The organism is Streptomyces sp. NPDC045956 (genome assembly GCF_056430705.1).
This window is the reverse complement of the sequence record NZ_JBWKKZ010000002.1, coordinates 678,506-703,979: the sequence shown is the minus strand read 5'-3', so window position 1 is coordinate 703,979 and position 25,474 is coordinate 678,506. Positions and strand designations below refer to the sequence as shown.

Below are 25,474 nucleotides of genomic sequence, written 5' to 3'. Positions count from 1 at the left end.
CCTCCACGACGTCCGGGGGAAGGGGAAACGGGGACGGAGAGTGGGCGCGCGGGTCTTTTCGAGAGGATGAGAAGGATGCACGCCGGGGAGCCGCCCCCGTTGATCTCATCCCACCACACGCGTCCGCGAGCGCCAAAGGATTTTCGGAGCCGTCCGCCCCGGTGACGCAGCCGCGCGGCGCGGGCGTGTCGGACCCCTCTGCGAGGGTGTGGGAAGGAGGGGCCCGCGCGCGGCCCTTCGCATCGGTGCGGGAGGGGCATGATGGCGACCGGGGCTGACGGTTGGGCCGGGGTGGGCTGGGACTGGCGGGACGTGGACGACGTCCGCCGGCGCCTGGAGCAGGGTGCCGACCCGGAGAGGTGGAGCGGCGGCCACCCTCTCCACCGGGCGGCGGCGTTCGGCTCCGCGGAAGTGGTGGCGGAGCTGGCCCGTCGGGTCGCGGACGTGGACGCGCTCGAGAACGGGGTGACGGCGCTGTGGGAGGCCGTCATGTTCCGGAGGGCGGAGAACGCGCTCGCCCTGGCCGCTGCCGGCGCCGACCCGTGGCGGCGGTCGATCGGTGGCTGGTCACCCGGGCGGCTGAGCCTGGCCGGGCCGACACCCGGCCTCTTCACCGCCCCGGCCGGTGCGGAGCTGACCGAGGCGGAACGTGCCGTGGCCGAGGAGGCCGCACGGCTCATCGACGTGCTGGGCGGCGTCTACTACGACGGCACCGGCCTGGCCTGCGTGGCGGGGATCGACGCGGCCGAAGCGGTGCGGCGGCTGGGCGCGTCGCCCGTGCGGGGCGAGGAGATCGACGAGTTTCTGGAGGATCCGTACGCGTACGACATGGACGACGGCTTGGAGATCGTCGGAGTGACGTCCGTGCCGGGCGGCTGCCTCGTGACCCAGCCGTGGGGGTACGCGCCGCAGATGCCGGGGGTGCTGACCCGGCTGTCCGCCGGGACCGTCTGCTACGGCCTGTACGCGAACCCCAAGAGCGGCAACCAGGGCAGCATCGCTCGCGACGGCACCGTGGAAGGCTGGGATCTGCACCCCGGCGGTGGACCGAACCCGGAGGACACCGCCGAGCAGGTGCTGGCCTCCTACGTGTACGGCGGCAACGCGGTGGCCTACTCATGCGCCTACGCGGGACTGCGCCTGACCGACGCGCGCGCGGTGACGGGGCCCGCGGACCTGTGGGTCCGCCTGCCGCGAGGCGGCTACTGGAAGGACTGACCCGCCGCCGGTCCCGCGCACGGGAGAGCGGCCCGGCCGTCCCTGGCCCCTCCCTCTTCGCTCAGCCGATGAGGGCCTGGGTGATCTGCCGTGTCGTCTGTGCGGCGACCCGGGGTTCGGTCGCGGCGTAGGCGACGTAGGCGTTCAGGCCGGTGGCCAGGGCCCAGCCACGACCTCGCGTCCAGGTGGCGTCGTCCACGCCCAGCTCGGCGCGGAAGACGGACCGGGACGTGGGCGAGAGCAGCGTGAAGGCGATCATCAGGTCGCGGGCCGGGTCGCCGAGTCCCAGCTCGCCGAAGTCGATGACCGCGCTGAGTCTCCCGTCCACGGTCAGCAGGTTGCCGGTGTGGAAGTCGCCGTGGAACCACACCGGCGGGCCGCCCCAGGGCTCCGCCGTGAGCGCCGCTCGCCACAGGTCGGTCATGGCCTCCGGGTCGAACACGTCGCCCACGTCCGCGATGGCGGCGCGCGTGGCCCGGTCCCGATCGGCGAGGGGCCGCCCGCGGAGGTCCGCGAGAGCCGCCGGTGCCACGGCGTCCTCGGTCTCGTACCGTTGCAGTGCGCGCAGGAAGCGGGCGAGTTCGGTGGCGGCCCCGGCCGATTCCGCCAGCGCCTCGACGGTGGCCACCTCGCCGTCGAGCCAGCGGGAGACCGCCCAGGGCCACGGGTAGCCGAGATCGGGCTCCCCCACCGCCACGGGCACCGGGACCTCCAGGGGCAGGTGCGGGGCCAGCCGGGGCAGCCAGGCGAGATCCTTCCGGGCCTGTCCGACGGCGCCGGCGTGCCGGGGGACCCGGACGGCCAGCTCCTCACCCAGCCGGTGGATCACGTGGTCCGACCCGGCCGGCTCGAACGGCCGCAGCGGCAGACCCGCCCACTGGGGGAACTGCGCGTCGACCAGCCGCCTCACCAGTGCGGTGTCGATCCGGGGCCGACGCGGTGTGCTGTGGCTCCGCAACGGGGCGTCTCCTGAGTCGGGCCCACCGCGGACGGCGGGCGGCGGCAGGCGGTCCGGGCCATCCCAGTGCCTCGCGGGCCCTTCTGTCGACCGGATTTCCCGGTGGCACGCGTCGGCGGGCCGCCGCTCGCGACACCGGCCCACCGCACCGGCCCACCGCACCGGCCCACGGCGGCGGGTCCTACCGCGTCGGGTCCCCGGCGACGCGTCCGTCGCCGTAGGTCGCCACCACCTCGATGGCGCCGATGCGCGACGGGTCGACGCGCGTCGGGTCGTCGCCGAGGACGACCAGGTCGGCCCGTTTGCCCGGGGTGAGGCTGCCCAGGTCGTCCTCCCAGTGGCAGGCGAAGGCGCCGGCGACCGTGTAGGCGCGCAGCGCCTCGTCGACGGTGATGCCCTCGTCGGGGCCGATGGTGCGGCCCGAGGCGGAGGCGCGCTCGACCATGAACTGGACGGCGTGCAACGGCGACCCGTCGGCGACGGGGCGGTCCGAGCTGCCCACCAGCGGGATTCCGTGGTCCAGGAACGCCCTGCCGCGGTAGAGCCAGGGAGCCCGCTCCTCGCCCATGATCGCCGCGTAGTCGTCGCCGAAGTGACGCAGGAAGGAGGGCTGGACGACCGCGCTGACGCCCAGTCGCGCGAGGCGCGGGAGCTGGTCGGGGCGGATCAGGCCGGCGTGCTCGACGCGGTGCCGGGCACCGGGCCGCGGTCGCAGGCGCTGGGCCCGTTCCAGGGCGTCCAGGGCCACGTCGGCCGCGCGGTCGCCGATGGCGTGGACGGCGAGCTGCCACCCGGCGAGGTGACCGTCCACGATGGTGCCGGCGAGCACGTCGGGGTCGTCCTGCAACTGGCCCGCGTGGCCGAGTCCTTCGTACGGGCGGGTGAGCGCGGCGGTCCTGGCCATCATGCCGCCGTCGGTGAAGACCTTCAGCGCCCCCACGGACAGCCGCCCGTCACCGAAACCGGTGCGCAGGCCGAGGTCGAGGGCGCGCGGGATGCCGTCGTCCCGGTGGGCGGCGACCGGGCGGAGGCGGTCCGCGGACACCATGAGCTGCACCCTGATCGGCAACAGGCCTTGATCTCGGGCGAGTTGGTAGGCGCCCAGTTCCAGGGGCCCGTGGCCGAGGAGGGTGCCGCCGATACCGGCCTCCGCGCAGGCGGTGATCCCCTCGGTCAGGCAGCCGCGGGCGGCCCGCCCGATCGCCTCGGCCAGCTCCTCCTGGGAGTACGGCAGGCGCAGCGCGCGGGCGGCGCCCATGGCGCCCTCGGCGAGGAAGCCGTCCTCGTGCGGGACGTCGGCCGGGAGCAGGTCGAGAACGGCGGAGTTGACCAGGCACCCGTGCCCGGAGTCGTGCGTCACGTACAGCTTGCGGCCGTGGCTGACCCGGTCCAGTTCGGCGGCGGTCAGGTGCCGGCCGAGGGTCCGCTGGTCGTAGCCGGCGATGCTCACCCAGGCGCCCGGAGCGCCCTCGCGCGTGACGGCCTCGTCGATGGCGGCGAGCGCGTCGTCGATGCGGGTGTGTCCCGCGATGCTCGGCGTGCGCTGCTTGAACCCCGTCCACGCCAGGTGGACGTGGGCGTCGATGAAGCCGGGCAGGACGGTCGCGCCCTGGAGGTCGATCACCTCGCGCGCGGGGAGCGAGGTGACGGCTGCGTCGAGCCCCACGATCCGGCCCCGCCAGACACCCAGATCGTGGGCGACGGGATGGTCCGGGTCCATGGTGAGGAAGCGGGCGTTGGTGAGCCTGGTGCAGAGCATCGGGCCTCAGGCGTCCATGGCCTCGGCGAGGGAACGGGGGCGCAAATCGGTCCAGTTGGCCTCGACGAACTCCAGGCAGGCGTCCCGGGTGTTCTCCTCGAAGGCGACCGTCCATCCGCCGGGCACCTCCGCGAAGGAGGGCCAGAGAGAGTGCTGGCCCTCGGCGTTCACCAGGACGAGGAAACGGCCCTCGGTGTCATCGAAGGGGTTGGTGCTCATTCCGCGGTACCTCCCGACACGTTAAGTTAGGCTCGCCTAAGCGGAGTTGAGCTTAGCCTTCCCGCTTTCCGCTCCACAAGGAGACGTTCATGAGCCCGGTGGGGGACGACTTCGCGGTGTTCGGACTGTCCGGCGTGCCCGGCACCGACGCGTTCTGGGCGACGGCGCGGGCACCGGTCTCCCGGCCCGACGGCGACGGCTGGGTCACCCTCTTCCTGCGGCGCGGGCACGAAGCGGCGACCGTCGGCTTCGAGAGCTGGTCGGCGCCGGTCCCCCTGCGGCGGTGGGGCGACACGGACTGCTGGTACGCGCACGTGGCGATGCCCGCACGGCTGCGGGTGACGTACCAGTTCCTCGTCGGCGACTCGGCGTACGCCGACCCGCTGAACCCGGCCGGTGCGGGGGGCGAACGGTCCATCGCCGCCACCCCGGACGCACCGGCCCAGCCGCACTGGCCCCTCGTGGACGCCGCCGGGGTGCTCCCCCTCCCCCGCACCCGGATCCGCTGGGCCGGTCGACGGCTCGGTGGGCGCCGTACCGTGCGCGTCCATCCGGTGGGCGGTGGCGGCCCGCTCGTCCTGTTGCTGGACGGGGACGACTGGCTGTACCTGCACCCGGCGATGACGGCGTTCGAGTCGGCCGTGGCGGCGGGCGACCTGCCTCCGGTCACGCTCGTCTTCCTGCCGGCCGGGGACCGGGCGGCAGAGTTCGGGTGCCGGCCTCAGCTGTGGGAGGCGGTCGGGGAGGAACTGCTGCCCCTGGTGGCGGAGAGCGGCGTGCGCGCCGACATGGACCGGATGGTGGTCGCGGGACAGAGCCTCGGCGGACTGAGCGCGTTGTACGCGGCCCTGGCGTTCCCCGGCCTGGTGTCCCGCGTCGCCTGCCAGTCGGCCTCGTTCTGGTGGACGCCCGACGCCGCGCACCGGGCCGACCCCCTGGCCGGCCCGGTCGGCGGCGTCCTCGCCGCACGTCTGCGGGAGCGGCCCGACCTGTCCGCGCTGCGTATCGCGTTCGACGTGGGAGAGCACGAGCGCCGGATGCTCCCCCACTGCGCCCTGGTGGAGTCCCTCACCGAGCGGGCCGGCGCGACCGTGCGGGTCTCGCGGTCGGCGTCGGACCACGACCGGGCGGGCTGGCGCCACGCCCTGCTCCGGGACGTCGGCTGGGCACTCGCCTAGCCCCGTCGGCCTCGGTGCCGGCCGGCGTCGCCCAGGACGCCGGCCCGGAATCCCTCGTGAGGTCGACGGCCCGCGGGCACCCGCTCCGACCTGCCCGCTTCCTGTGCATGCCGCCGCCGCGAACGGGCAGATGAACGGTCCGACACAGGAGGGTGAACATGACCACTACCGCCGAACCGACCGACGGGGCACGGACCGGTCGATGCGACGCATGTGACGGCCGTGCCTCCGCCGACGAACTCGAACCGCCGGAGACGCCGCGCGAGCGCGTCAACCGAAGATGGAACGAGATCATGCAGGAGACGCGCGTCGCGCAGACGGGCGTGCAGATCCTCTTCGGTTTCCTGCTGAGCGTCGCCTTCACGCCCCTCTTCCGGTCCCTCGACACCTTCGACCACGTGGTCTACGTCATCACGGTCGTCCTCGGGGCGTCGGCCACGGCCTCGCTGATAGCACCGGTCTCCATCCACCGCTTCCTGTCCGGGCAGCGCATGAAGGACGAGATGGTGGAGATCGCGCACCGCCTCATGATGTGCGGCATGGTGCTGATGGCGCTGACGATCGGCTGCACGCTCCTGCTCATCCTGCACGTCGTCGTGCCCGGCGTGCTGGCCGAAGTCCTCACGGGGCTGGTGATGTTGTGGTTCGTCCTGTCCTGGTACGCCCTGCCCCTCTGGCTGCGCCGGCGCTCGGCCCGGAAGTGAACCGAGCCGGAGGAAGGTGCACCATGGGACGTATGCGGACCCGGCCTGTGCTCGTCTTCGACGGAGACTGCGGCTTCTGCACCACCGCGGTGCGTGTCATCGAGCGGAGGGTGCGGCCGCGCTGCGAGAGCGTCCCCTGGCAGCGGTCCGACCTGGCGGAGTACGGCGTGAGCGAGGAGCGTGCGCGGCGGGAGGTGCTGTGGGTGACACCGACCGGGTCCGTCCACGGCGGCGCGCGGGCCGTGTCGAAGCTGCTGCTGAGCGCCGGCGGCGGCTGGAGCGTGGTCGGAGGGGTGCTCGCCCTGGCGCCGGCCCGCTGGGCGGCCGCCGGTGTGTACCGGCTCGTGGCGGCCAACCGCCGACGGCTGCCGGGCGGGACTCCGGCCTGCGCGCTGCCCGACGCGGACGCACGTCGGGCGGGGGCCTCCCGGGAGGCGTAGGAGCCGTCGGGCGCGTCCACGTCCGCGAACGCGCTCGGGTGGGCGGCGTCGGCCGCCCACCCGAGTCAGGACCGTCTCAGCTCTGCGGACGGCGGCCGTGGTTCGCGCCGTTCTTGCGGCGGGCCTTCTTCTTGCGACGTCGCTTCGAGGACATCGAAACCTCCTTGTTTCTCGTGTTTCCCTACGCTGTGCACCGGTATGTCGCCACCGGTGGTCAGAGAGCCCCTTTCCCAGGGGCGTCGGCGCAAACACCCCGAAAGACTGCAATCGGGTGGCGCACGTCATGGGCCCGGGGCAGGTGAGCGAGCACTCACCGCGCCACCGCCTGGCAGTAGTCCTCGTCGGTGGCGAGCAGGTTGCGGTGCGTGTCCTCGGCGGTGATGACGCCGTCGTCCAGCACGAGGACCCGGTCGGCGGCGTCCAGGAGGGCCGGACTGCTGGTGAGCACGAGGGTGGTGCGGCCCCGGCGCAGCTTCGCGACCCTGCGCGCGACGAGCTGCTCGGTCACCGCGTCGACGGCCGTGGTCGGGTCGCGCAGGACCAGGACGTCGGTATCGGCGGCGAGGGCGCGGGCCAGGGACAGCCGTTGGCGCTGTCCGCCGGAGAGGTTGGCGCCGCGGTCGCGGACGGCGTAGTCCAGGCCTTCCGGATGCAGGGCGACGACGTCGGTCAGCATGGACGCCTCGACGGCCTCCGGGACCGTCCGGCTGCTGTTCGACGGGTCGATGTTCGAGCGCAGGGTGCCCGCGAAGATCTCCCCGTCGTACGGGTTCACCAGCATGAGCGCGCGGGCCGCCTCGACCGACAGGTCCGCCAGGTCCCGGCCGCCGACCCGTACCGCACCCTCGTACGCCTCGGGCGGGACGTTCAGGGCGAGGACCGCGGCGAGGTCGGCCGCCGCCCGCGGCTGGTAGGCGGCGATCGCGACGAACTCGCCGGCGGACACCGTGAACTTCACCTTCCGCAGGGCCCCGTGGCGTACGCAGTCGACCTCCAGGTCGCCACCGGCGGCCGGCTGCCCCGACCCCGGGGTGGTCGCCGGGGGCGCGGCCAGGACGAGCGCCATCCGCTCGGCGGAGGCGCGGGCGATCATCACGTACTTCGGCATCTCGGAGAAGAGCCGCAGCGGTTCCATGATGAACTGCGCGAGCCCGACGGCCATGACGAGTTCCCCGATGGTGATGCGCCCCTCGAAGGCCAGCACCCCGGCCGTCAGGGTCACCGCGGCGGCGAGCACCGCGTTGAGGGCCAGTGCGGTGCCCGCGTACGCTCCGTTCACCCTGGCGACGGTGACCGCCTGCCGCTTCGCCTCCGTGCTGACCTTCCGGTAGGTCCGGAACGCCGCGTGGTTGCCGCCGAACCCGTGCAGGGGCCGCAGCCCGATGATGAGGTCGGCGACCTTGGCACCCGCCCGTGCCACCCGCGCCTGCTGTTCGCGGGTGCTGGAGCCGATCCGCCTGGACATGACGCTCAGGACGGACAGGATCGCCACGGTCCCCACGATCACCAGCACCCCGAGCCGGAGGTCGGCCAGGCCGAGTGCCAGCGCCGCGATCAGCACCGCGACCAGCGAACTGATCAGCAGCGGCACCACCTCGATGATGTCGGCCGTCTGGTCGGCGTCCTCGGTGGCGATGGTCAGCACCTCGCCGGACTTGAGGTCCACGTCCCTGGCCACCGGCTGGAGCCCGCACTCCGCGACGCGGACCCGCCAGCGGTGCGCCTCGGTGGTGTTGGCCTTCTGCAGGATGCGCATCCCGAACCGCCACGACAGCGAGACGGTCGTGATGATCACCGCCAGGGCGGCGATCGACAGGCCGAGCGAGCCGGGGCTCCGGTCCCGCATGGTGTGTTCGACGATGAGGCCGAGCGCGATGGGGAAGGCGGTCTCACCGGCCTGGTAGAGCCCCATCAGGACGGTGCCCGAGGTCATGGCGCCGATGTTGCGGCGCAGCGCGGTCCGCAGGATGTCGGACCCGGGGCGGGTCCGCTGCGTGTCAGGAGTTCTCATCGAGGTGACGGGCAATCGCTTCCGGGGTTCGCAGGGTGAACAGATCACGGATCGTGATCACTGGACCGTACTCGCGGCGGAGCAGCCCGGCCAGCCGCACCGCCAGCATGGAATGACCCCCCAGGGACACGAAGTCGCTCACCGCGCTCACCTCGTCGTCGTCCAGGTCCAGGGCCTCGGCGAAGAACGCGCACACCGCGGTCTCCGTCCCGGTCGCCGGGCCGCGCTCCCCCGCCGTGGTCAGGGCTCCGAGCGGCTTGGCCTCGGGCAGCGCCCTGACGTCGGCCTTGCCGTTCACCGTCAACGGGACGGCGTCGACCCGGGCGTAGTGCGTCGGGCGCAGGAAGTCCGGCAGCGCGGCGCCCACTTCGGCGGCCACCTCGGCCAGGTCCGCGCCGTCCAGCACCAGGTAGGCGGCCAGCCGGTGGGCGCCGTCGACCTGCGGGTCGGGCTGGGCGACCGCGGCGGCGAACCGCACCGCGGGGTGCGCCGCGAACACGGCCTCCACCTCCCCGAGTTCGACCCGGTGCCCGCGGATCTTGACCTGCTGGTCGGTGCGGCCGAGGTACGTCAGGTTGCCGTCACGGCGGCGGACCACGAGGTCTCCGGTGCGGTACATGCGGTCGCCGGGCGCGCCGAAGGGGCAGGCGACGAAGCGGTGCGCGGTCTGGGCCGGCTGTCCGAGATAGCCCCGCGCGATGCCGATGCCCGACACGTACAGCTCACCGGGGACGCCGTCCGGCAGCGGGCGCAGCCAGGGATCCAGTACGTATACGTCCGTGTTGTCGATCGCGACCCCCACCACCGGGTCCTGGCACTCGAAGGTGCCGACGCCGAGGGTGTTGATGGTGTACTCGGTGGGTCCGTACAGGTTGTAGCCGACCGTTCCCTCGGTCTCGGCGAGCCGCCGCCACAGCGTCGGGGTGACGGCCTCGCCGCCCAGCAGCACGAGCGCGGGCCGCCTGTCCGGGTCGTCGAGCAGGCCCTCGCCCAGGAGTTGCTGCGCGTAGGTCGGGGTCACGTTGACGACGTCGATGCCGTGCGCGAGGCAGTACGCGACCAGCGCGGGCGCGTCCCGGCGGAGTTCCTCGTCGCAGATGTGCACCTCGTGGCCGTCGGCGAGCCACAGCAGTTCCTCCCACGACATGTCGAAGGCGAACGACACGGTGTGCGCGACCCGGAAGACCCGGTGGCCGTGTTCGGCCAGGACCGGTTCGAAGATGCGGCGCCGGTGGTTGACCAGCATGTTGGTGAGTCCGGCGTACTCGGTCACCACGCCCTTGGGCTTCCCGGTCGATCCGGAGGTGTAGATCGTGTACGCGGGGTGCCGGAGCCGGAGCGGGTCGTCGGGCGCGAACGTCACGAGCGGCTCGGCCGGCGGCAGCGGACGGTCCAGCTCGATCAGGTCGCCGGTCAGCCGGGGCGCCACCGCGCTCACGGTGAGGGTCACGGCGGGGCGGGCGTCGGCGACGATGGCGGCGATCCGCTCGTCCGGGTGGTCCAGCTCCAGCGGCACGTACGCGGCACCGGTGCGCAGCACGGCGAACAGCGCCACGATCGAGTCGAGGGAGCGTGGGATCGCCAGGCCCACGGTCGTCTCCGGGCCGATGCCGCGCCCGGCGAGCACGCCCGCCACCGTCCGGCTGCGGTCCCGCAGCTCGGCGAAGGTCATGGTCGCACCGTGTGCGACGAGTGCCACCCGCTCCGGGTCGCGGTCCGCCGCCCGGTCGAACCGGTCGACGACGGTGTCCGTGCCGACGTCGGTGCGCTCGGCGGGTCCGGGCACCGGTCCGAGGCCGCGCAGTGCGCCGAGCGGTCCGGTCGCGCCGGCCAGGTCGTCGAGTACGCGCAGGTAGTCGTCGAGGAGGCGGCGGGCCTGCCGGGTGTCGTCGTCGCGGTACTCCAGCTTCACGGTGAGCCGTTCGCCGGGCGTGACGACCCAGGTGAACGGATAGTGGGTCGAGTCGTCGGCCCGCACGGAGGTGATGCCGTGCCTGGCGTTCATCGCGGCGAAGGCGTCCAGGTCCAGGAAGTTCTGCAGGACGAACAGGTTGTCGAACAAGGTGTCGTGCCCGGCGGCCCGCTGGATCTCGCCGAGTCCCAGGTGCTCGTGCTCCATCGCCTCGACCCGGGCCGCCTGGACGGCCGTGAGGTACTCCCGGACGGTGTCCCGGGGCCGTGCCCGCGTCCACTGGGGCACGGTGTTGAGCAGTACGCCGACGATGTCGGCGAGTCCCGCGCCCTCCCGGCCGGAGACGGTCACGCCGAACACGGCGTCCTCGCGGCCGGTGCGGGCGCCCAGGAGGAGGCCGAACGCGCCGGTGAGCACCGAGTTCAGGGTGACCCCGTGCGTCCTGGCCGCTTCCCGCAGCCGCGCGGAGGCTTCGGCGGAGAGGGTGTGCACCAGCGCGCGCGGCAGGTCGTCGGAGAGGGCCGGCGCCGGTCCGGCGAGCAGCGTAGGGCCGGACAGGCCGGTCAGGTGTTCCGCCCAGAACCGTTCCGATGCCGCGGTGTCCTTGGCGTCGAGCGCCCGGGCGTGCTCCTCGAAGCCCGGCGCGGTCGGGAGGGGGGCCGGTGGCTCCCCGGCGAGGACGGCCTCGTAGGCGTCGAACAGGTCCCGCAGGACGATCTCCCGGGACCAGCCGTCCCACAGCAGCAGGTGGTAGCTGAGCAGGAGTGCGTCGCGGTCGCCGGGCAGGCGCACCACGGTCAGCCGGATCAGTGGTGGCTCGCCCGGGTCGAACCCGGTGGCCCGGTCCCGGGTTCGCAGGGCTTCGGCCTCCTCGTCCGTCGCCACCGCGACCGTGCGGACGCCGACCCGCCGGCCCGCCGCGAGGACCTGCACGGGGTTTCCGTCCGCGCCCGTGGTGAAACCGGCGCCCACGGCCGGGTGTCGTGCGATCACGCGGGCCATCGCCTCGGAGAGCGCGCCGGTGTCCAGGCGCCGGTCGAAGGTGAACCAGCTCTGCGCGACGTAGTGTCCGGCCGGCCCCGCCAGCTGCGCCTGGAAGAACAGGCCCCGCTGGAGCGCGGTGACCGGCGCCGTGCGCTCGGCCGTCGCGGAGGCGTCCGCGACGCGTTCGAGTGCATGGCGCCAGTGCGCGGCGATCTCGTCGGGTACGCCGTCGGCGAGGGTGAAGACCGCGTGCAGGCCGCCGGTGGCGTCGTCGGTCCAGGCGTTGACCTCGACGGCGTACGGGCTGCCCTGGTCACCGCCGGTGAGGCGCGGCGTCTGGGACTCGCCGCCTCGCCCGAGGTAGTTGAACAGCACCTGCGGGCGGGTGGTGAGGAGCGGCGCGGTCTGCGGGTTGAGGTATCTGAGCAGGCCGTAGGCGACGTGCGCGGGTTCGTCCGGTTGGCGCTCGGCCAGCTCGCGCGCGGCCGCGACGGGGTCGGTGTGCGCGGTGAGCCGCACCGGTGCGACGGCGGTGAACCAGCCGACCGTGCGGGTGTAGTCGTGGTGGTCGAGGGCCGGTACCCGGCCGTGCCGTTCCAGGTCGATCGCGAGGTCGGTGGGCGTCGCCTGGACGTGTGTCAGCGCGGTGCGCAGGGCGCCGCACAGCAGCTCGGTGAGGCCGACGCCGAGCGCGGCGGGCGCGGTGCGCGTCACCCGGTCGCTCGTGTCGGCGGCGAGCACGACCGTGGTCTCGCGTCGCGCCCCACCGGGGGCGGGGAGCAGCGCGGGGGCCCGGAGGGTGGTGAGCCAGTGGTCCAGATCGTCGGTGGCGTGAGCGGCCCGGTGGGTGAGGGCCCGCGCGTACGCGGTGTAGGACGTCGTCGGCGGTGGCAGGGGCTCCCCGCGCAGGGCCGTGGCCAGGTCGTCCAGCAGGATGAGCCAGGAGACGGCGTCGACGGCGAGGTGGTGTGCGGTGACGACCAGGGTCCGGGTCGCGTCCAGCCAGGAGAACGCGACGACGTGCCCCGCCTCGGCGTCGAGCCGGCCGGCGGCGTCGTCGGCCACCGCGGTCGCGTCGGTGGCGTCGCTGCGGGCGACGGTGACCTCGCGGGCGGGCTCCGTGCACAGCGACCACACCCCGTGGTCGACGCGCAGCCGCAGCCGCAGGGCCGGGTGCGCGGCCACGACGGCGCGTGCGGCACGCTCGGCGTCGCCGAAGCCGGTGCCCTCGGGGGCCCGCACCGTCCTGGCCTGGGCGAAACGGGCGAGTGAGCCGCCCAGGTCCCGCTGGCGCAGGATGATCGGGGTGGGGGGCAGCGGGCCGTCCTCGTGGCCGGTGGACGAGGCGGGGGCGGCGGGCGGCGTGACGGCCGACACGTGGGCGGCGAGGGCGCGCGGCGTCCTGAGCAGGAACACGTCCCGCGGCGTGATCGGCAGGCCGAGCGCCCTGGCCCGGTTGATGACGGTGATGGCGACGATGCTGTCGCCGCCGGCGCGGAAGAAGTCGGTGTCGGCGTCCACGGCGGCGCCGGGCAGCGTCTCCGCGTAGAGGTCCACCAGGCCGGCGAGGGCCGCCTCGGCGGGACGGGGCGCCGCTCCCGGTCCGGGTGTCGACGCGTCCCCGGCCTCCCGGGCGGCGCGCTCGGCGAGGGCCTTGCGGTCCAGTTTTCCGTTGACCGTGAGCGGCAGCGCGTCGAGGGGCAGCGTCCGGCTCGGGACCATGTGCGCGGGGAGCTTCTCGGACAGCAGGGCGGCGAGGTCGGCGGGCGCCCCGCCCACGAGGTGCGCGATCAGGTGGTCGCCGCCGTCCGCGACGGTCACGGCCACGTCGACGACGCCGTCGAGTTCCCTGATCGCGGCCTCGACCTCGCCGAGTTCGATGCGGAAGCCCTTGAGCTGGACCTGGTCGTCGGCCCGGCCCGTGAAGAGCAGCTCGCCGTCGAGGGTGCGGCGCGCCAGGTCGCCCGTGTGGTACATGCGGGTGCCGTCGCCCGTGAAGGGGTTCGCCACGAACCGGCCCGCCGTGAGCGCCGGCCGGCCGAGGTAGCCGAGTGACACCTGGTCGCCGGCGACGTAGAGGGCGCCCTCGCGCCCGGGCGGTACCGGCCGGAGCCGGTCGTCGAGCAGGTAGGTGACCAGTCCCGGCAGCGGACCGCCGATCGGGCTGGCATCGGCGCCGGGGGCGAAGTCCTCGTCGGTGAGCACCCGGTGGGTGACGTGGACGGTGGTCTCGGTGATGCCGTACATGTTGACCAGTTCGGGAGCGCGGACGCCGTGCCGCCGGACCCAGTCCCGCAGCCGTGCGGTCTCCAGTGCCTCGCCGCCGAAGACGACCAGGCGCAGTGCGGGCAGCGGCTCGCCGGAGTGCCGGTCGGCCTCGACGAACCGGTGGAACGCGGACGGCGTCTGGTTGAGCACGGTCACGCCGCGTTCCCGGACCAGCCGGTGGAAGTCGACCGGGGAGCGCGTGAGCCCGTACTCCGGGACCAGCAGCTCACCGCCGTGCGCCAGGGCACCCCACAGCTCCCAGACCGCGAAGTCGAAGGAGAAGGAGTGGAACTGGACCCACACGTCGTGCGGGCCGAACCCCATGTCCGCGCGGGTGTTCGCCAGCAGCGCCACCACGCTGGAGTGGGGGACGACGACACCCTTGGGCCTGCCGGTCGATCCGGAGGTGTAGATCACGTAGGCGGGGTCGTGGCCGGCGGGCCCCGTCCGCGGTCCCGCGTCGGCCGGTGGCGCCTCCTCGCCCTGCACCAGGAGGCGGGCCGTCGGCAGGCCGGCCGCGGACAGCAGCCGGGTGAAGCGGTCGCGGTGTTCCGGGGCCACGAGCACGACCTGCGGAGCGGCGTCGGTGAGGACGTACCGCAGCCGTTCGTCGGGGTACGCGAGGTCCAGCGGTACGTAGGCGCCGCCCGCACTGACGACGGCGACCAGGGCGACGACCTGCTCGACGGAGCGCGGGACGGCCACGGCGACCCGCGTGCCCGGCCCGACCCCCGCCGCGCGCAGGACCGAGGCGAGTGCGTTCTTCTCCCGGGCCAGGTCTCCGTAGGTGAGGGACCGTGTGCCGCCGTCGAGGGCGCAGTGGGTGACGGCGGTGGCGGCGGGGTCGCGCCGGGCGGCGGTGTCGAAGAGGGCGCCCAGGGTCGTGGGGGCGATCCGCTCGGGCGTGCGGGACGGCCGGGGCGCCAGTTCGCCGACCGGGGCGTCGGGCCGGGTGAGCAGGCCGGTGAGGGCGCGGGTGAAGGTGTGCAGGATCGTCTCGGCGCCCTTGCGGGGCAGCAGGGCGCCGTCGTGGATCAGGTTGAAGCGGGGGCGGCCGTCCGGGGTGCGTTCCGCCACCAGGGTCAACGGGTAGTGCGGGGCGCCCTCGTTGGTGATGCCGGTGACGACCAGGGTGTCGCCCGGCCGTCGCAGCTCGCCCACGTCGGCCGCGACGTCGAAGACCACCAGCGTGTCGAAGAGGGGGCCGGCGCCGGTCAGGCGGGTGAGGCCGGCCAGCGAGACGTGCTGGTGCGGCAGGACCGCGCTCTGGTGCTCCCGCACCGAGGCGAGCAGCTCGCGCGCCGTGGTGTCGCCGGTCCACCGGGCGCGCAGGGGGATCGTGTTGATGAACAGACCCACCATGTCCTCGATGCCGGGCACGTCCGCGTCGCGTCCGGACACCGTGGACCCGAACACGACGTCCGTGCCGTGCAGGAGGGTGCCCAGGGTCAGTGCCCACGCGCTGTGCACGGCCACGCTCAGCGGCACGCCGGCCGACCGGACGGCGGCGTCGAGGTCGTCCGCCGGCTCCACGGCGACGTCGGCGAACCGGTCGGACGGCGTGTGCCCCTCGGCGACCAGCGAGGGGCCCGGGAGGCCGGCCAGCTGGGTGCGCCACACGCGCTCGCTCGCGGCGTCGTCGCGTCCGGCGAGCAGGCGGACGTAGGCGGGGAAGCCGCCGAGCGGGTGCACGGACCCCGGTGCGTGGTACTCGGCGAGCAGCGTGCGGAGCATCGGCGGCACCGACCAGCCGTCGGCGATGATGTGGTGCACGGTCTGCACCAGGACGTTCCTGCCGGGCCCTCCGCGGACGAGGGTGTAGCGCATCAGCGGACCGGTGGCCAGGTCGAAGCCGGCGCGGCGGTCCCGTTCGGCGAGCGCGCGGATCTCGTCGTCGGTGATGCCGGGGCGGTCCAGGGTGGTGAAGGGCGCTTCGGCACCGCCGTCCAGTACGGAGACCACCCGGCCGTCGGCCAGGGGGACGAAGCGTGCGGCCAGGTTCGGGTGGAGGGTGAGCAGCCGGCCGGCCGCGGCGGCGAGCCGGCCGGCGTCGATCTCCCCGTCCAGGGTCAGCAGTTGCTGCTCGACGTAGCTGCCGGCCGAGTCGTCGTCGTAGACGGAGTGGAAGTAGAGGCCCTCCTGCAACGGGGTGAGCGGGAGGATGTCCCGCAGCGCCGGCCCGTCCAGGGCGTCGACGTCGGCCTGGGTGAGGGACAGCGGGCGGAAGTCGCTGGGTGAGTGACCGCCCTGTTCGAGCGCGGCCAGTCCGGTGAGGGCCTGCGCGTAGTACGCGGTGAGCACCGCGATGTCCTCGTCGGTGAACACGCCCTCGGGCCAGGAGACGGTGGTCATCAGCTCGTAGGCGCCGTCGGCGGTGCGTTCGGCGATCGCGTTGAACTCCAGGGCACGCGGCAGGCGCATCCGCGGGTCGCGCTTCTCGCCCAACTGGTGTGTGCTTCCGGCGAGTTCCCAGTCTCCGGAGCCGCCCGCCTCGAAGCGGCCCAGGTAGTTGAAGAGGATCTGGGGCGCGGGCGCCTGGAACTCGGCGTGGGCGAGGTACCGCAGGGCGCCGTAGGAGACGCCGTTGTGCGGCACCCGGGCGAGGTCCTCCTTGACCGCCTTGAGCGCGGTGGCCAGGTAGGCGGGTGCCGTGGGGTCGGGGGCCGCGCCGGGGTCCACGGTGACCGGGAAGAGGGTGGTGAACCAGCCGACCGTCCGCGACAGTTCCGGCTCGAACCCCGCGGAGGGTGCCACGAACCGCCCTTCGCGGCCGTGTCCTTCGAGTTCGACGTGGGCGAACGTCTGGTCCTGGCCGAGGTCCCGGCGCCGGCGGGCGAGGGCGACGGCCAGCGCGGTCAGCAGCACGTCGTTGACCCCGGCGTGGAACTTCGCGGGGGTCTCGCCCAGCAGGGCGGCCGTGGCTTCGGGGCCGACCGACACGGTCCGGGTCCGCTCCCGTGCCACGGTGTCCGCCTCGCCGAGGGGCCGTCTGCCCAGGGGCAGGTCCGCGCCGGGCAGAGGGCGCCGGTAGCAGGCGCTGTCCGCGTCGAAGGCCGCACGCTCCAGCAGCCGTGTCCAGCGCCGGAACGACGTGCCGACGGGGGGCAGTTCGATCGGCGTGCCCGAGGCGAGCTGCCGCCAGGCCGTGGCCAGGTCCTCCCTCAGGACCCGCCAGGAGACGCCGTCGATCACCACGTGGTGGACGACCACGACCAGTTGCCGTGCCGCCCGCCGCCAGACGGCCCGGAGCATCTCGCCGCGCTCCGGGTCCAGTCGGCCGGTGGCGAGCGCGACGCACGCGTCGAGGGACAGGTCGCTCTCCTGCCACCGTACGACCGGCCGGGCCGCCTCCGGGACCACGAAGCTCCAGCGCTCCCCGCGCACCAGTTCGGCGCGGAGCATGGCGTGGTGGTCGACCAGCGCGGCGAGGATCTCGTCGAGAGCGGCGGGGGTCAGCGTCGTGGGGGTGTTCAGCACCACCGACTGCACGAAGCCGTCGATCGCGTCCGTGGTCTCGCCGAGCCACTGCACGACGGGTGATCCGGTGACGGAGCCGGTGGCGACGTCGTGGTGGTCCACGAAGGCCGTGTCCTCGCGGGTCGCCACCGCCGCCAGCGCGCCCACGGTGCTGTGGGTGAAGATCTGCCCTGCCGTGACGTGCAGCCCCGCGTCGCGCAGGGCGCTCAGCAGCGAGATCGCGAGGATGCTGTCGCCGCCGAGCTGGAAGAAGTCCTGGTCGACCCCGACCGCCTCCAGCCGGAGCAGGGTGGCGACCGCCGTGCACACCGCGCGTTCCTCGTCGGTGGCGGGCGGGACGACGGCAGCCGTCGCGAGCGTGGGCTTGGGCAGCGCGTGGCGGTCCAGCTTGCCGTTCGCGGTGAGCGGGAACTCCGTCATCACGACGATGTGGGCGGGCACCATGTACTCCACCAGGTGCGCGCCGGCCCAGGCCCTGACGTCGGCCGCCCGCAGGTCCTCGTGCCCCGCGGCCGGGATGACGTACCCCACCAGATAGGTGCCGCCCGCGCTGTTCTTCTTCGCGACGACGCAGGTGTGCCGCACCCCGGGGTGCTCGGCGAGGCCCACCTCGACGTCCTCGATCTCCAGCCGCATGCCGCGGATCTTGACCTGGTTGTCGGCCCGGCCGAGGAAGTCCAGCGAGCCGTCGGGGGCGAAGCGGGCGAGGTCGCCGGTCCGGTACAGCCGGGACCCGTCGTCGGCGAAGGGGTTCGCCACGAACCGGGACGCCGTCAGGCCGGGTTCGTTCACGTACCCGCGTCCCAGGAGGAAGCCGCCGACGTAGAGTTCGCCGCCGACGCCGACCGGGACCGGGCGCAGTTCGTCGTCCAGGACGTACAGCTGGGTGTTGGGGTTGGCCTTGCCGATGGACGTGGACAGGCGTTCGGCGGCGCCCCGGTAGATCACGTGCGAGACGCCGATGGTCGTCTCGGCGGGGCCGTAGCCGTGGTACATGGGGATGTCGAGCCGGCTTCGGAAGCGTTCGTACAGCTCGGGTGTCAGCACCTCGCCGCCGCACCAGACGTGCCGCAGGCTGTCGAGGCGCCCGGAGTCGCCGGCGATCTCCAGCAGCACGTCCAGCATGGACGACACCAGGTACGTGAAGGTGACGCGCTGCCCGGCGATCACGCTCAGCAGGTGGTGCGGGTCGCGTTCGCCCCCGGGGCGCAGGACCACCAGCCGGGCGCCGGACACCAGCGGCAGGAAGACCTCGTTGACGGAGATGTCGAAGGACAGCGGCGCCTTGAACAGCGATGCGTCGTCGTGGCCGAACCCCAGGATCTCGTTCACCTGCCACAGCAGCCGCTCGCTGATCGCCTCGTGCCGGATCATCGCGCCCTTGGGGCGTCCGGTCGAGCCCGAGGTGAAGATCACGTAGGCCAGGGCGTCGCCGGGGACGGCGACTTCCACCGCGTCGGCCGGCCGGGAACCGAACCGCCAGGCACCGAGGTCGACGGCCACGGCCTCCGGTTCCCCCGCCGGGTGCTCGCCGGAGCCGTTGAGCTGGAGCACGACCCGGGCGTCCTCGACGACGACGGCGCGGCGGGCGGCCGGCCAGTGCGGGTCGAGGGGCACGAAGGCGCAGCCGGCCCGGAGCACGCCGAGGAGCCCGATCACCATGTCGGCGGAGCGTTCCAGGGAGATGCCGACGACCTGTTCGGCGGTGAGCCCGCGTTCGAGCAGGTGGTGGGCCAACTGGCCGGACCGTTCGGCGACCTCGCGGTAGGTCAGGGTCCGGCGCTCGTCGACCACGGCGACGGCGTCGGGCCTGGCCCGTGCCTGCTCCAGGAACATCTCCACGAGGGTCGGGCGGTCCCGGTCGGCCCGGGTGTCGTTCCACTCGGCCAGTCGCCGGCGCCGCTCCGCCGGGGTGGACGGGCCGATGGTCCCCAGGGGCCGGTCCGGGAAGTCGGCGAGGTCGTCCAGTGCGAGACGCGCGTCGTCCGCCGCGACGCCGGGCGGCAGCGGCACGCTCCGTTCGTCCTCCCCGGCGTGCGGACCGCCCTGTCCGCCGCCGCCGTTGTCGGCCCAGCCGAGCACGTCGGCGAAGAGGGTGGCGGGGGTGAGGTCGAGGCCGTCGGGGCTGCGGCCCGTCGCCCAGTACGAGAGCCCGATGGCGCACGCCCGCGCGATCGTCCGGTCGGGGAAGTCGCCGGTGCGCCGGCGTATGTCGTGCAGGTGCGTGGGAGAAAGCCGTACGAGACGAGCGCTCGGTTCCATCATCGAAGACTCAACGCCCCTTCAAAGGAATGACGGCGGACCAGCAGACCGACGGAGTTCAGGCTTCGCTTGCTGACTTCCTTCTCGCCAGGCTCGCCACAGCCGTGCGTAGCGGCCGCCCAGCGCGACCAGTTCCTGGTGCGTTCCCTGCTCCACGACGCGCCCCGCGTCGAGCACGGCGATCCGGTCCGCCGCCATCGCCTGGGTCAGCCGGTGCGCCACGAACAGCGTGGTCCGGCCGGCACAGGCCGCCAGCACGGCCCGTTCCAGCTCGGCGGCGCCCTCGCTGCCCGCCTCCGCGGTCGACTCGTCCAGCACCACCACCGGGGACCGGCTCAGCACCAGCCGGGCCAGGGCGACCTGGGCGACCTGGGTGACGTCGAGGCGCTCGCCGCCCTCACCGACCGGGGTGTCCACTCCCCCGGGCAGCGCGCCGACCCATCCGTCCGCGCCGACCGTGCGCAGGGCGTCCATGAGTTCGGCGTCGGTCGCCTCGGGCGCGGCCAGCCGCAGGTCGTCGGCGAGCGGACCGGAGAACACGTGCGTCTCCTGGGTCAGGATGCTCACCAGGGCCCGCGCCCCGGCCCCGTCCAGGCCCGCGAGGTCGGTCGGCCCGATGCGCACCGACCCGGACCGGGGGGTCCCGACGCCCGCGATCAGCGCCGCCAGGGTCGACTTGCCGGCGCCCGTCGCCCCCACGAGGGCGAGCGAGCCTCCCGCCGGGATGGTGAGGTCGACGTCCCTGAGCACCGGCTCCTCGCTGCCGGGGTAGCAGAAGGTCAGTCCCGTGACCGTCACGGGACGGGGGGCGACGCCGGCCCGTGCGACGGACGCGTCGCCCACCAGCCGGTCCTCGCCGTCCTCCCCGAGCACGCCCACCAGCCGGGTCAGGCTCGCGCCGGACTTCTGCGCCTCGTCGAAGGTGAACATGATGGCGCCCAGCGGGGTGAAGAGCCGGTGGAAGAGCAGCGGGGCGGCCGACACCTCGCCCAGGGTCGCGGCACCGGCCTCCAGGAGGGCGTACCCCACCACGAGGATCAGGGTCAGGCCGATGAACTCGGCGCGGTTCTCCCGGCCAACGAAGCGGCCGAAGAACCGGAACACCTCGATGCCCAGGTTGCGCACCCGCCACGACTCGGCGGTGACCTTCTCCCGGAAGGCGCCTTCGAGCCGGTACGCCCGTACCGTCTCGATGCCGTTAAGTCCGCTGATCAGGGCCTGCGCCCGGTCGGCCTGGGCCACCCGCTGCCTGCGGTAGAGCGGGGCGGACCGGGGCAGGTACCAGCGCAGGGCCAGCGCGTACGCGGGCAGCGCGCCGGCACCCGCCAGGCCCAGGCGCCAGTCCAGGCCGAACATGCCGGCCGTGGCGATGACCACCAGGACCCCCGCCGAGAAGACGGTGGGGACCGCCGTCCTGATGCCCTTGGAGATCACGGCGACGTCGTCACCGACCCGGGACAGCACGTCCCCGCGGCCGACCTGCTCGATGCGGGTACTGGGCATCCCGAGCACCGCCCGGACGGCGCCCTCCCTCAGCCGGGCGAGCAGGTCGGCGCCCAGCCGTCCGATCAGGTAGGTCGACGCCGCGGTGGCCGCCGCGCCGAGCAGCGCCGCGGCCACCATCAGGGCCCCGATCGTGACCAGGACCGACTGGGACCCGCCCTCGACCACCGCGTCGACCACCCGGCCGAGCAGCAGCACCGGGAGTACCTGGAGCGCCGCTCCGGCCACCGTCGTGAGGACGGTGGTGAGCGTCAGCCAGGGCACCTCCCGGCAGTGGGCCGCGACCCATCGGCCGGCCTCGCGTCCGGTCGCCGTACGCAGGGCCGCCGGGGCGACGCGCGTGTCCGTGCCGGTCACACCTACCCGGCCGACTTGACGAGTTCGTCGATGGCGTACGGCATCGACAGCAGCGTCCCCTGGGAGATGGCCGCGCCGACGGCCGGGCCCTCGCTGTCGAGCAGGTACGACACCTTGCCGTTCTTGACGGCGTCCAGGTTGGTGAAGAGCTCGAACCTCTTCAGCGCGTCCTGGTCGGCCTTGTCGTTGATGACGAAGACGCGGTCGACGTCGACCAGGTCGACGCGTTCGGGGGAGAGCTTCGTGTAGAAGTTGCCGTCCGCGACCTTGTCGATCTCCGTCTGGTACCCGTAGCCGATGCCCGAGACGAGCCGTCCGCGGACGTCGGTGGAGGTGAAGGGGGCCACCGAGTCCTCGTACCAGGAGAGCACCACGGCGGTCTGGCCGGCGAAGTCGGGGTGGTCCTTCTTGGCCGTGTCGAGCTTGCCCTGGATGTCGGCCACCCGCTTCTCGCCCTCCTCGGCCTTGCCGAGCGCCTTGGCGATGTGCAGCGCGTTGTCCTGCCACGGAGCGCTGAAGGGCTCCTTCTCGGCCTTGGTGCGGCCCACCGTCGGGGCGATCTTCGAGAGCTTGTCGTAGGCGGCCTGGTCGATCTCGGAGTAGACCGCGATGATCAGGTCGGGGCGCAGGGCGGCGATCTTCTCGAAGTTGGGACCGGAGTCGCCGTTCTTCATGATGACCTCGGGCGTGGTGTCGCCCCACTGCTCCTTCACCCAGGGCCACTGGGTGTTGATGTCGGGGCTCCGGCCCGCCGGGTTCGGGTACTGGTCGACCATGCCGACCGGCTTGATGCCGAAGGCCAGGACGGTCTGGTCGTCCGTGTAGCCCACGGTGACGACCCGCTCGGGAGCCTCGGTGACCTTCGTCGTGCCGAACGCGTGCTCCACGGAGACCGGGAAGGCGCCGGCGGCGGCCGAGGTGTCGCCGCCCGCGTTGTCGGCCTGGCCGTTCGAGTCGTCGGAGTCGGAGCCGCAGCCCGCGAGGAGCCCGACGCCGAGGGCGGTGGCGGACAGTGCGGCCGCCCATCGCCGCCGGGGCTTCGTACGCGTCGTTCTAAGGAGGAGCATCCGCAGATCCCTTGCTGTCGCGCTGTCCACTGCGCCCCCGTCTAAGGGCAGCAAACCTTATCGCGCCGGAGTGAGGTTAGCCTACCCTCACTTTCTACAACTCCGTTGTCTCTCAGCCGAGTTCACTGTGCGTGCGTCCGATCGGCACGATCAGCGGCCGGTCGCCCACGGGATCGTCGATCACCCGGGCCCGCAGCCCGAAGGCCTCGCCCAGCAGCTCGGCGGTGACGACGTCCCGCGGGTGTCCCTGCGCCAGGATCGCGCCCTCGCGCATCACGACGAGGTGGTCGCTGTAGCGGGTGGCGAGGTTGAGGTCGTGCAGCACCATGACGACGGTGCGCCCCGACTCGTGCAGGTCGTCCACCAGGTCGAGCACGTCGATGGCGTGCGCCAGGTCCAGGTAGGTGGTCGGCTCGTCCAGGAGCAGCAGGTCGGTGCCCTGCGCCAGGGTCATCGAGATCCACACGCGCTGGCGCTGGCCGCCCGACAGCGAGTCCACGGGGCGGTCGGCGAGGTCGGAGACCCCCGTCATCGCCAACGCGCTCTCGACCACGGCGGCGTCGTCCGACGACCACTGCCGCAGCCAGCTCTGGTGGGGGTGCCGGCCCCGGGCGACGAGGTCGGACACCGTCAGTCCGTCCGGCGCGACGGGCGCCTGCGGCAGCAGACCGAGCTTCTTGGCCACGTCCCTGGTGCGGAGGGTGGCGATGTCCTCGCCGTCCAGCACGACCGCCCCCCTCGTCGGCTTCAGCAGCCGCGACAGGGTGCGCAGGAGCGTCGACTTCCCGCAGCCGTTGGGGCCGATGATCGTGGTGATCACCCCGGACGGGATCTCGACGTCGAGCCCGTCGATGACGGTCCGGCTGCCGTACCCGACCGTGACGCCCCTGGCTGTCAGCCGTGAGACGTCGTCGACCCCGGACTTCACGCCGGCGATGGACTGTACGACCACAAGGCCCCCTCTTTAGGCTTGCCTTACTTTGTACCAGCTATCTGCGGTTCGCCCGTACCAGCAGATGGACGAGGAAGGGGCCACCGATCGCGGCGGTCACCACGCCGACCGGGAGCGAGACCGGCAGCGCCGTGCGCGCGACCAGGTCGGAGCCGATCAGCAGCAGCGCCCCGACCATCCCGGAGGCCGCCATCGGCGGTGTCGGGCACCGCGCCAGACGCATCGCCACCTGCGGCGCCACCAGCGCGACGAACGGGACCGGGCCCGCCGCGCTCACCGCCACACCGGCGAGCAGCACGGCGCACAGCAGCAGCACCGCCCGCACCGCCGAGTACCGCACACCGAGGCCCGCGGCGATCTCGTCGCCGAAGTGCAGGGGCTTGAACTGGAAGGAGACGCACGTGACGACGACGAGCAGGGCCAGCGTGCCCCAGACGGCCACCCGGACCTCGTCCCACGACCGGTTGTCGAGGGAGCCGACCAGCCATGCCTGAGCCCGGGCCACGTCCCTGATGTCGGCCGTGACCAGCAGCCAGGTGGTGATCGCCTGCATCGCGGCGCTCACCGAGATGCCGATCAGGATCAGCCGGAGGCCGTCGATCCCCCGGCGCCAGGCCAGGAGGTACACGAGCAGACCGGTGCCGAGGCCTCCCGCGAGGGCCGCCGCGGACAGGCCCACGGCGTCGGCGATCACCGCGGCGGTGCCGCCGGAGACGGTCACCAGGAACACCGCGACCGCGCTCGCGCCGTTGGTGATGCCCAGGATGTCCGGACTGGCCAGCGGATTGCGGGCGATGGCCTGGGTGAGCGCCCCGGACACCCCGAGCGCGATCCCCACGACGAGCCCGGCCAGCGCCCGGGGCATCCGCAGGTCCATGATCACGAACTCGTCCACCTGCTCGCCCCGGCCGAAGAGGGTCGCGACCACCCGGGACAGGCTGATCGGGAAGTCCCCGACGCCGATGGACAGGCAGAACAGCAGGAAGGCCGCCGCCGCCAGCAGCAGGGTGACGCAGGCCGTCCAGGGCCGCCACACGAAGGACACCCGGCCGAACCGCAGACCCGGTGTCAGCGCCGGCCCGGTGTGCGCCGCGTCCCGCCGCGCGTCCGCCCCGCTCGTCTTCACTTCGGCCCCGTTCACGTGTTCTTGAACTTCCCGAGCCACACCAGGGCCGCGAAGAACGGCGCGCCGAGGAGCGCGACGAGGACCCCCGCGTCCAGCTCCGACGGCCGTACCACCAGTCGCCCCACGATGTCGCAGACCAGCAGGATCACCGCACCGAGCAGACCCGCGTACGGCACCAGCCAGCGGTAGTCCGGTCCGGTCAGGTACCGGGCCACGTGGGCCACCATGAGGCCGACGAACGCGATGGGGCCGCACGCCGCGGTGGCCGCGCCGGCGAGCAGGGTGATGGCGAGGACGCCGACGGTCCGGGTCAGGGCGACGTTCACCCCGAGGCCCCGCGCCACGTCGTCGCCCAGGTTGAGCAGGTTGACCGCGGGCAGGGTGGTGAGGGCGAGGACCAGTCCGGCCGCGATGAACGCGGTCACCGGCCAGATGACGTCGAAGCCGACGCCGGCCACCGAGCCCGCGTTCCAGAACCGCAGCGCGTTCAGCGAGGCCTTGTCCGTCAGCGCGACGGCCGTGGTCATCGCCGCGAGGAACACCGTGACGCCCTGCCCGGCCAGGGCGAGCGTCAGCGGGTTGCCGGCCCCGCGGCCGATGCTGGCCAGACCGAACACGACGGCACCGGCGGCCGCCGCACCGACGAAGCCCAGCCAGACGTACTGCAACGGGTCGGTGAACCCGAACAGGGCGATCCCCGACACCACGGCGAAGGAGGCACCGGAGTTCACCCCCAGCAGGCCCGTGTCGGCGATGGGGTTGCGCGTGTAGCCCTGGATCAGCGCCCCGCCGATCCCGAGGGCGACGCCCGCCACCACCGCGAGCACCGTGCGGGGTACCCGCACGGTGCGCACGATGAGCCTGATCTCGGTGAGTCGCTGATCGGCGTCGGGCGCGGAGAACAAGCCGTGCCACACCTCGGCGGGGCTCAGGGCGCGTGCGCCGACGGCCAGCGACGCGGCGCCCGCGACCACGAGGAGGAACGCGAGCACGCCCAGCCCCGCCACCCGCTTCCGGCGGGCCTTCGCCGTCCCCCCGGGCGCGGGGCGGGAAACCGCAGTCGTGGTCATGGCGACGTA

Annotated in this window: 15 protein-coding genes; 4 read left to right on the top strand and 11 right to left on the bottom strand. The window is 73.4% G+C overall.

The genetic code is table 11. From position 1 onward, the window contains the following. Window positions 1–261: 261 nt before the first annotated feature. On the top strand, window positions 262–1,218 hold the full coding sequence (locus AC07FV_RS08845; RefSeq protein WP_479085696.1) for an ankyrin repeat domain-containing protein: 957 nt from the start codon (window positions 262–264) through the stop codon (window positions 1,216–1,218). Window positions 1,219–1,279: 61 nt separating this feature from the next. Here AC07FV_RS08845 and AC07FV_RS08840 read toward each other — a convergent pair whose 3' ends face one another. From AC07FV_RS08840 to AC07FV_RS08830, 3 genes are all read right to left on the bottom strand, one after another. Beyond that, window positions 1,280–2,176 (bottom strand): aminoglycoside phosphotransferase family protein, encoded by an 897-nt coding sequence (locus AC07FV_RS08840; protein WP_479085694.1) that lies wholly within the window; start codon window positions 2,174–2,176, stop codon window positions 1,280–1,282. Between the two features lie 181 nt (window positions 2,177–2,357). Further along, window positions 2,358–3,935 (bottom strand): amidohydrolase, encoded by a 1,578-nt coding sequence (locus AC07FV_RS08835; RefSeq protein WP_479085692.1) that lies wholly within the window; start codon window positions 3,933–3,935, stop codon window positions 2,358–2,360. Between the two features lie 6 nt (window positions 3,936–3,941). Continuing rightward, window positions 3,942–4,154 carry an MbtH family protein gene (locus tag AC07FV_RS08830; RefSeq protein ID WP_383635941.1) on the bottom strand — a complete coding sequence of 71 codons (213 nt, stop codon included), beginning with the start codon at window positions 4,152–4,154 and terminating at the stop codon, window positions 3,942–3,944. A gap of 89 nt (window positions 4,155–4,243) precedes the next feature. On the opposite strand from AC07FV_RS08830, the gene AC07FV_RS08825 reads away from it, so the two are divergent. The 3 genes from AC07FV_RS08825 to AC07FV_RS08815 all read left to right on the top strand — a co-directional run bounded on the left by AC07FV_RS08825 (window position 4,244) and on the right by AC07FV_RS08815 (window position 6,476). Beyond that, the gene (locus tag AC07FV_RS08825) at window positions 4,244–5,332 is read left to right on the top strand and encodes an alpha/beta hydrolase-fold protein (RefSeq protein WP_479085691.1); all 1,089 of its coding nucleotides are present in this window, start codon (window positions 4,244–4,246) and stop codon (window positions 5,330–5,332) included. Between the two features lie 158 nt (window positions 5,333–5,490). After that, window positions 5,491–6,036 (top strand): DUF6328 family protein, encoded by a 546-nt coding sequence (locus AC07FV_RS08820; RefSeq protein WP_479085689.1) that lies wholly within the window; start codon window positions 5,491–5,493, stop codon window positions 6,034–6,036. A 32-nt stretch (window positions 6,037–6,068) separates the two neighbouring features. Then, window positions 6,069–6,476: a thiol-disulfide oxidoreductase DCC family protein gene (locus tag AC07FV_RS08815; protein WP_479085687.1), complete on the top strand. Its 408-nt coding sequence runs from the start codon at window positions 6,069–6,071 to the stop codon at window positions 6,474–6,476. A 76-nt stretch (window positions 6,477–6,552) separates the two neighbouring features. On the opposite strand, the gene AC07FV_RS08810 is transcribed toward AC07FV_RS08815, so the two are convergent. The 8 genes from AC07FV_RS08810 to AC07FV_RS08775 form a co-directional block, all read right to left on the bottom strand. Next, on the bottom strand, window positions 6,553–6,630 hold the full coding sequence (locus AC07FV_RS08810; protein WP_372486533.1) for a 50S ribosomal protein bL37: 78 nt from the start codon (window positions 6,628–6,630) through the stop codon (window positions 6,553–6,555). 156 nt (window positions 6,631–6,786) lie between these two features. Continuing rightward, window positions 6,787–8,487: an ABC transporter transmembrane domain-containing protein gene (locus AC07FV_RS08805; RefSeq protein ID WP_479085685.1), complete on the bottom strand. Its 1,701-nt coding sequence runs from the start codon at window positions 8,485–8,487 to the stop codon at window positions 6,787–6,789. Continuing rightward, window positions 8,474–19,393, bottom strand: coding sequence for a non-ribosomal peptide synthetase (locus AC07FV_RS08800; RefSeq protein WP_479085684.1), 10,920 nt, complete (start codon window positions 19,391–19,393; stop codon window positions 8,474–8,476). Before AC07FV_RS08800 ends, AC07FV_RS08805 begins: the two co-directional genes overlap by 14 nt. Window positions 19,394–19,411: 18 nt before the next feature. Beyond that, window positions 19,412–21,250: an ABC transporter ATP-binding protein gene (locus AC07FV_RS08795; protein ID WP_479085683.1), complete on the bottom strand. Its 1,839-nt coding sequence runs from the start codon at window positions 21,248–21,250 to the stop codon at window positions 19,412–19,414. 2 nt (window positions 21,251–21,252) lie between these two features. Beyond that, entirely contained in the window at window positions 21,253–22,317 is a 1,065-nt protein-coding gene (locus AC07FV_RS08790) for an iron-siderophore ABC transporter substrate-binding protein (protein WP_479085681.1), read from the bottom strand. 112 nt (window positions 22,318–22,429) lie between these two features. After that, window positions 22,430–23,269 (bottom strand): ABC transporter ATP-binding protein, encoded by an 840-nt coding sequence (locus AC07FV_RS08785; RefSeq protein ID WP_479085680.1) that lies wholly within the window; start codon window positions 23,267–23,269, stop codon window positions 22,430–22,432. A gap of 37 nt (window positions 23,270–23,306) precedes the next feature. Further along, a complete protein-coding gene (locus tag AC07FV_RS08780; protein WP_479085793.1) occupies window positions 23,307–24,395 on the bottom strand; it encodes a FecCD family ABC transporter permease in 1,089 nt (362 codons plus the stop codon). Between the two features lie 11 nt (window positions 24,396–24,406). Next, on the bottom strand, window positions 24,407–25,465 hold the full coding sequence (locus tag AC07FV_RS08775) for a FecCD family ABC transporter permease (protein ID WP_479085679.1): 1,059 nt from the start codon (window positions 25,463–25,465) through the stop codon (window positions 24,407–24,409). Window positions 25,466–25,474: the final 9 nt, after the last annotated feature.

Bases quoted from the DNA above. Each gene is read 5' to 3' on its own strand.
- AC07FV_RS08845 (WP_479085696.1), top strand. From the start codon at position 262: ATGGCGACCGGGGCTGACGGTTGGGCCGGGGTGGGCTGGGACTGGCGG.
- AC07FV_RS08815 (WP_479085687.1), top strand. From the start codon at position 6,069: ATGCGGACCCGGCCTGTGCTCGTCTTCGACGGAGACTGCGGCTTCTGC.
- AC07FV_RS08790 (WP_479085681.1), bottom strand. From the start codon at position 22,317: ATGCTCCTCCTTAGAACGACGCGTACGAAGCCCCGGCGGCGATGGGCG.
- AC07FV_RS08825 (WP_479085691.1), top strand. From the start codon at position 4,244: ATGAGCCCGGTGGGGGACGACTTCGCGGTGTTCGGACTGTCCGGCGTG.
- AC07FV_RS08775 (WP_479085679.1), bottom strand. From the start codon at position 25,465: ATGACCACGACTGCGGTTTCCCGCCCCGCGCCCGGGGGGACGGCGAAG.
- AC07FV_RS08800 (WP_479085684.1), bottom strand. From the start codon at position 19,393: ATGATGGAACCGAGCGCTCGTCTCGTACGGCTTTCTCCCACGCACCTG.
- AC07FV_RS08830 (WP_383635941.1), bottom strand. From the start codon at position 4,154: ATGAGCACCAACCCCTTCGATGACACCGAGGGCCGTTTCCTCGTCCTG.
- AC07FV_RS08805 (WP_479085685.1), bottom strand. From the start codon at position 8,487: ATGAGAACTCCTGACACGCAGCGGACCCGCCCCGGGTCCGACATCCTG.
- AC07FV_RS08810 (WP_372486533.1), bottom strand. From the start codon at position 6,630: ATGTCCTCGAAGCGACGTCGCAAGAAGAAGGCCCGCCGCAAGAACGGC.
- AC07FV_RS08820 (WP_479085689.1), top strand. From the start codon at position 5,491: ATGACCACTACCGCCGAACCGACCGACGGGGCACGGACCGGTCGATGC.
- AC07FV_RS08835 (WP_479085692.1), bottom strand. From the start codon at position 3,935: ATGCTCTGCACCAGGCTCACCAACGCCCGCTTCCTCACCATGGACCCG.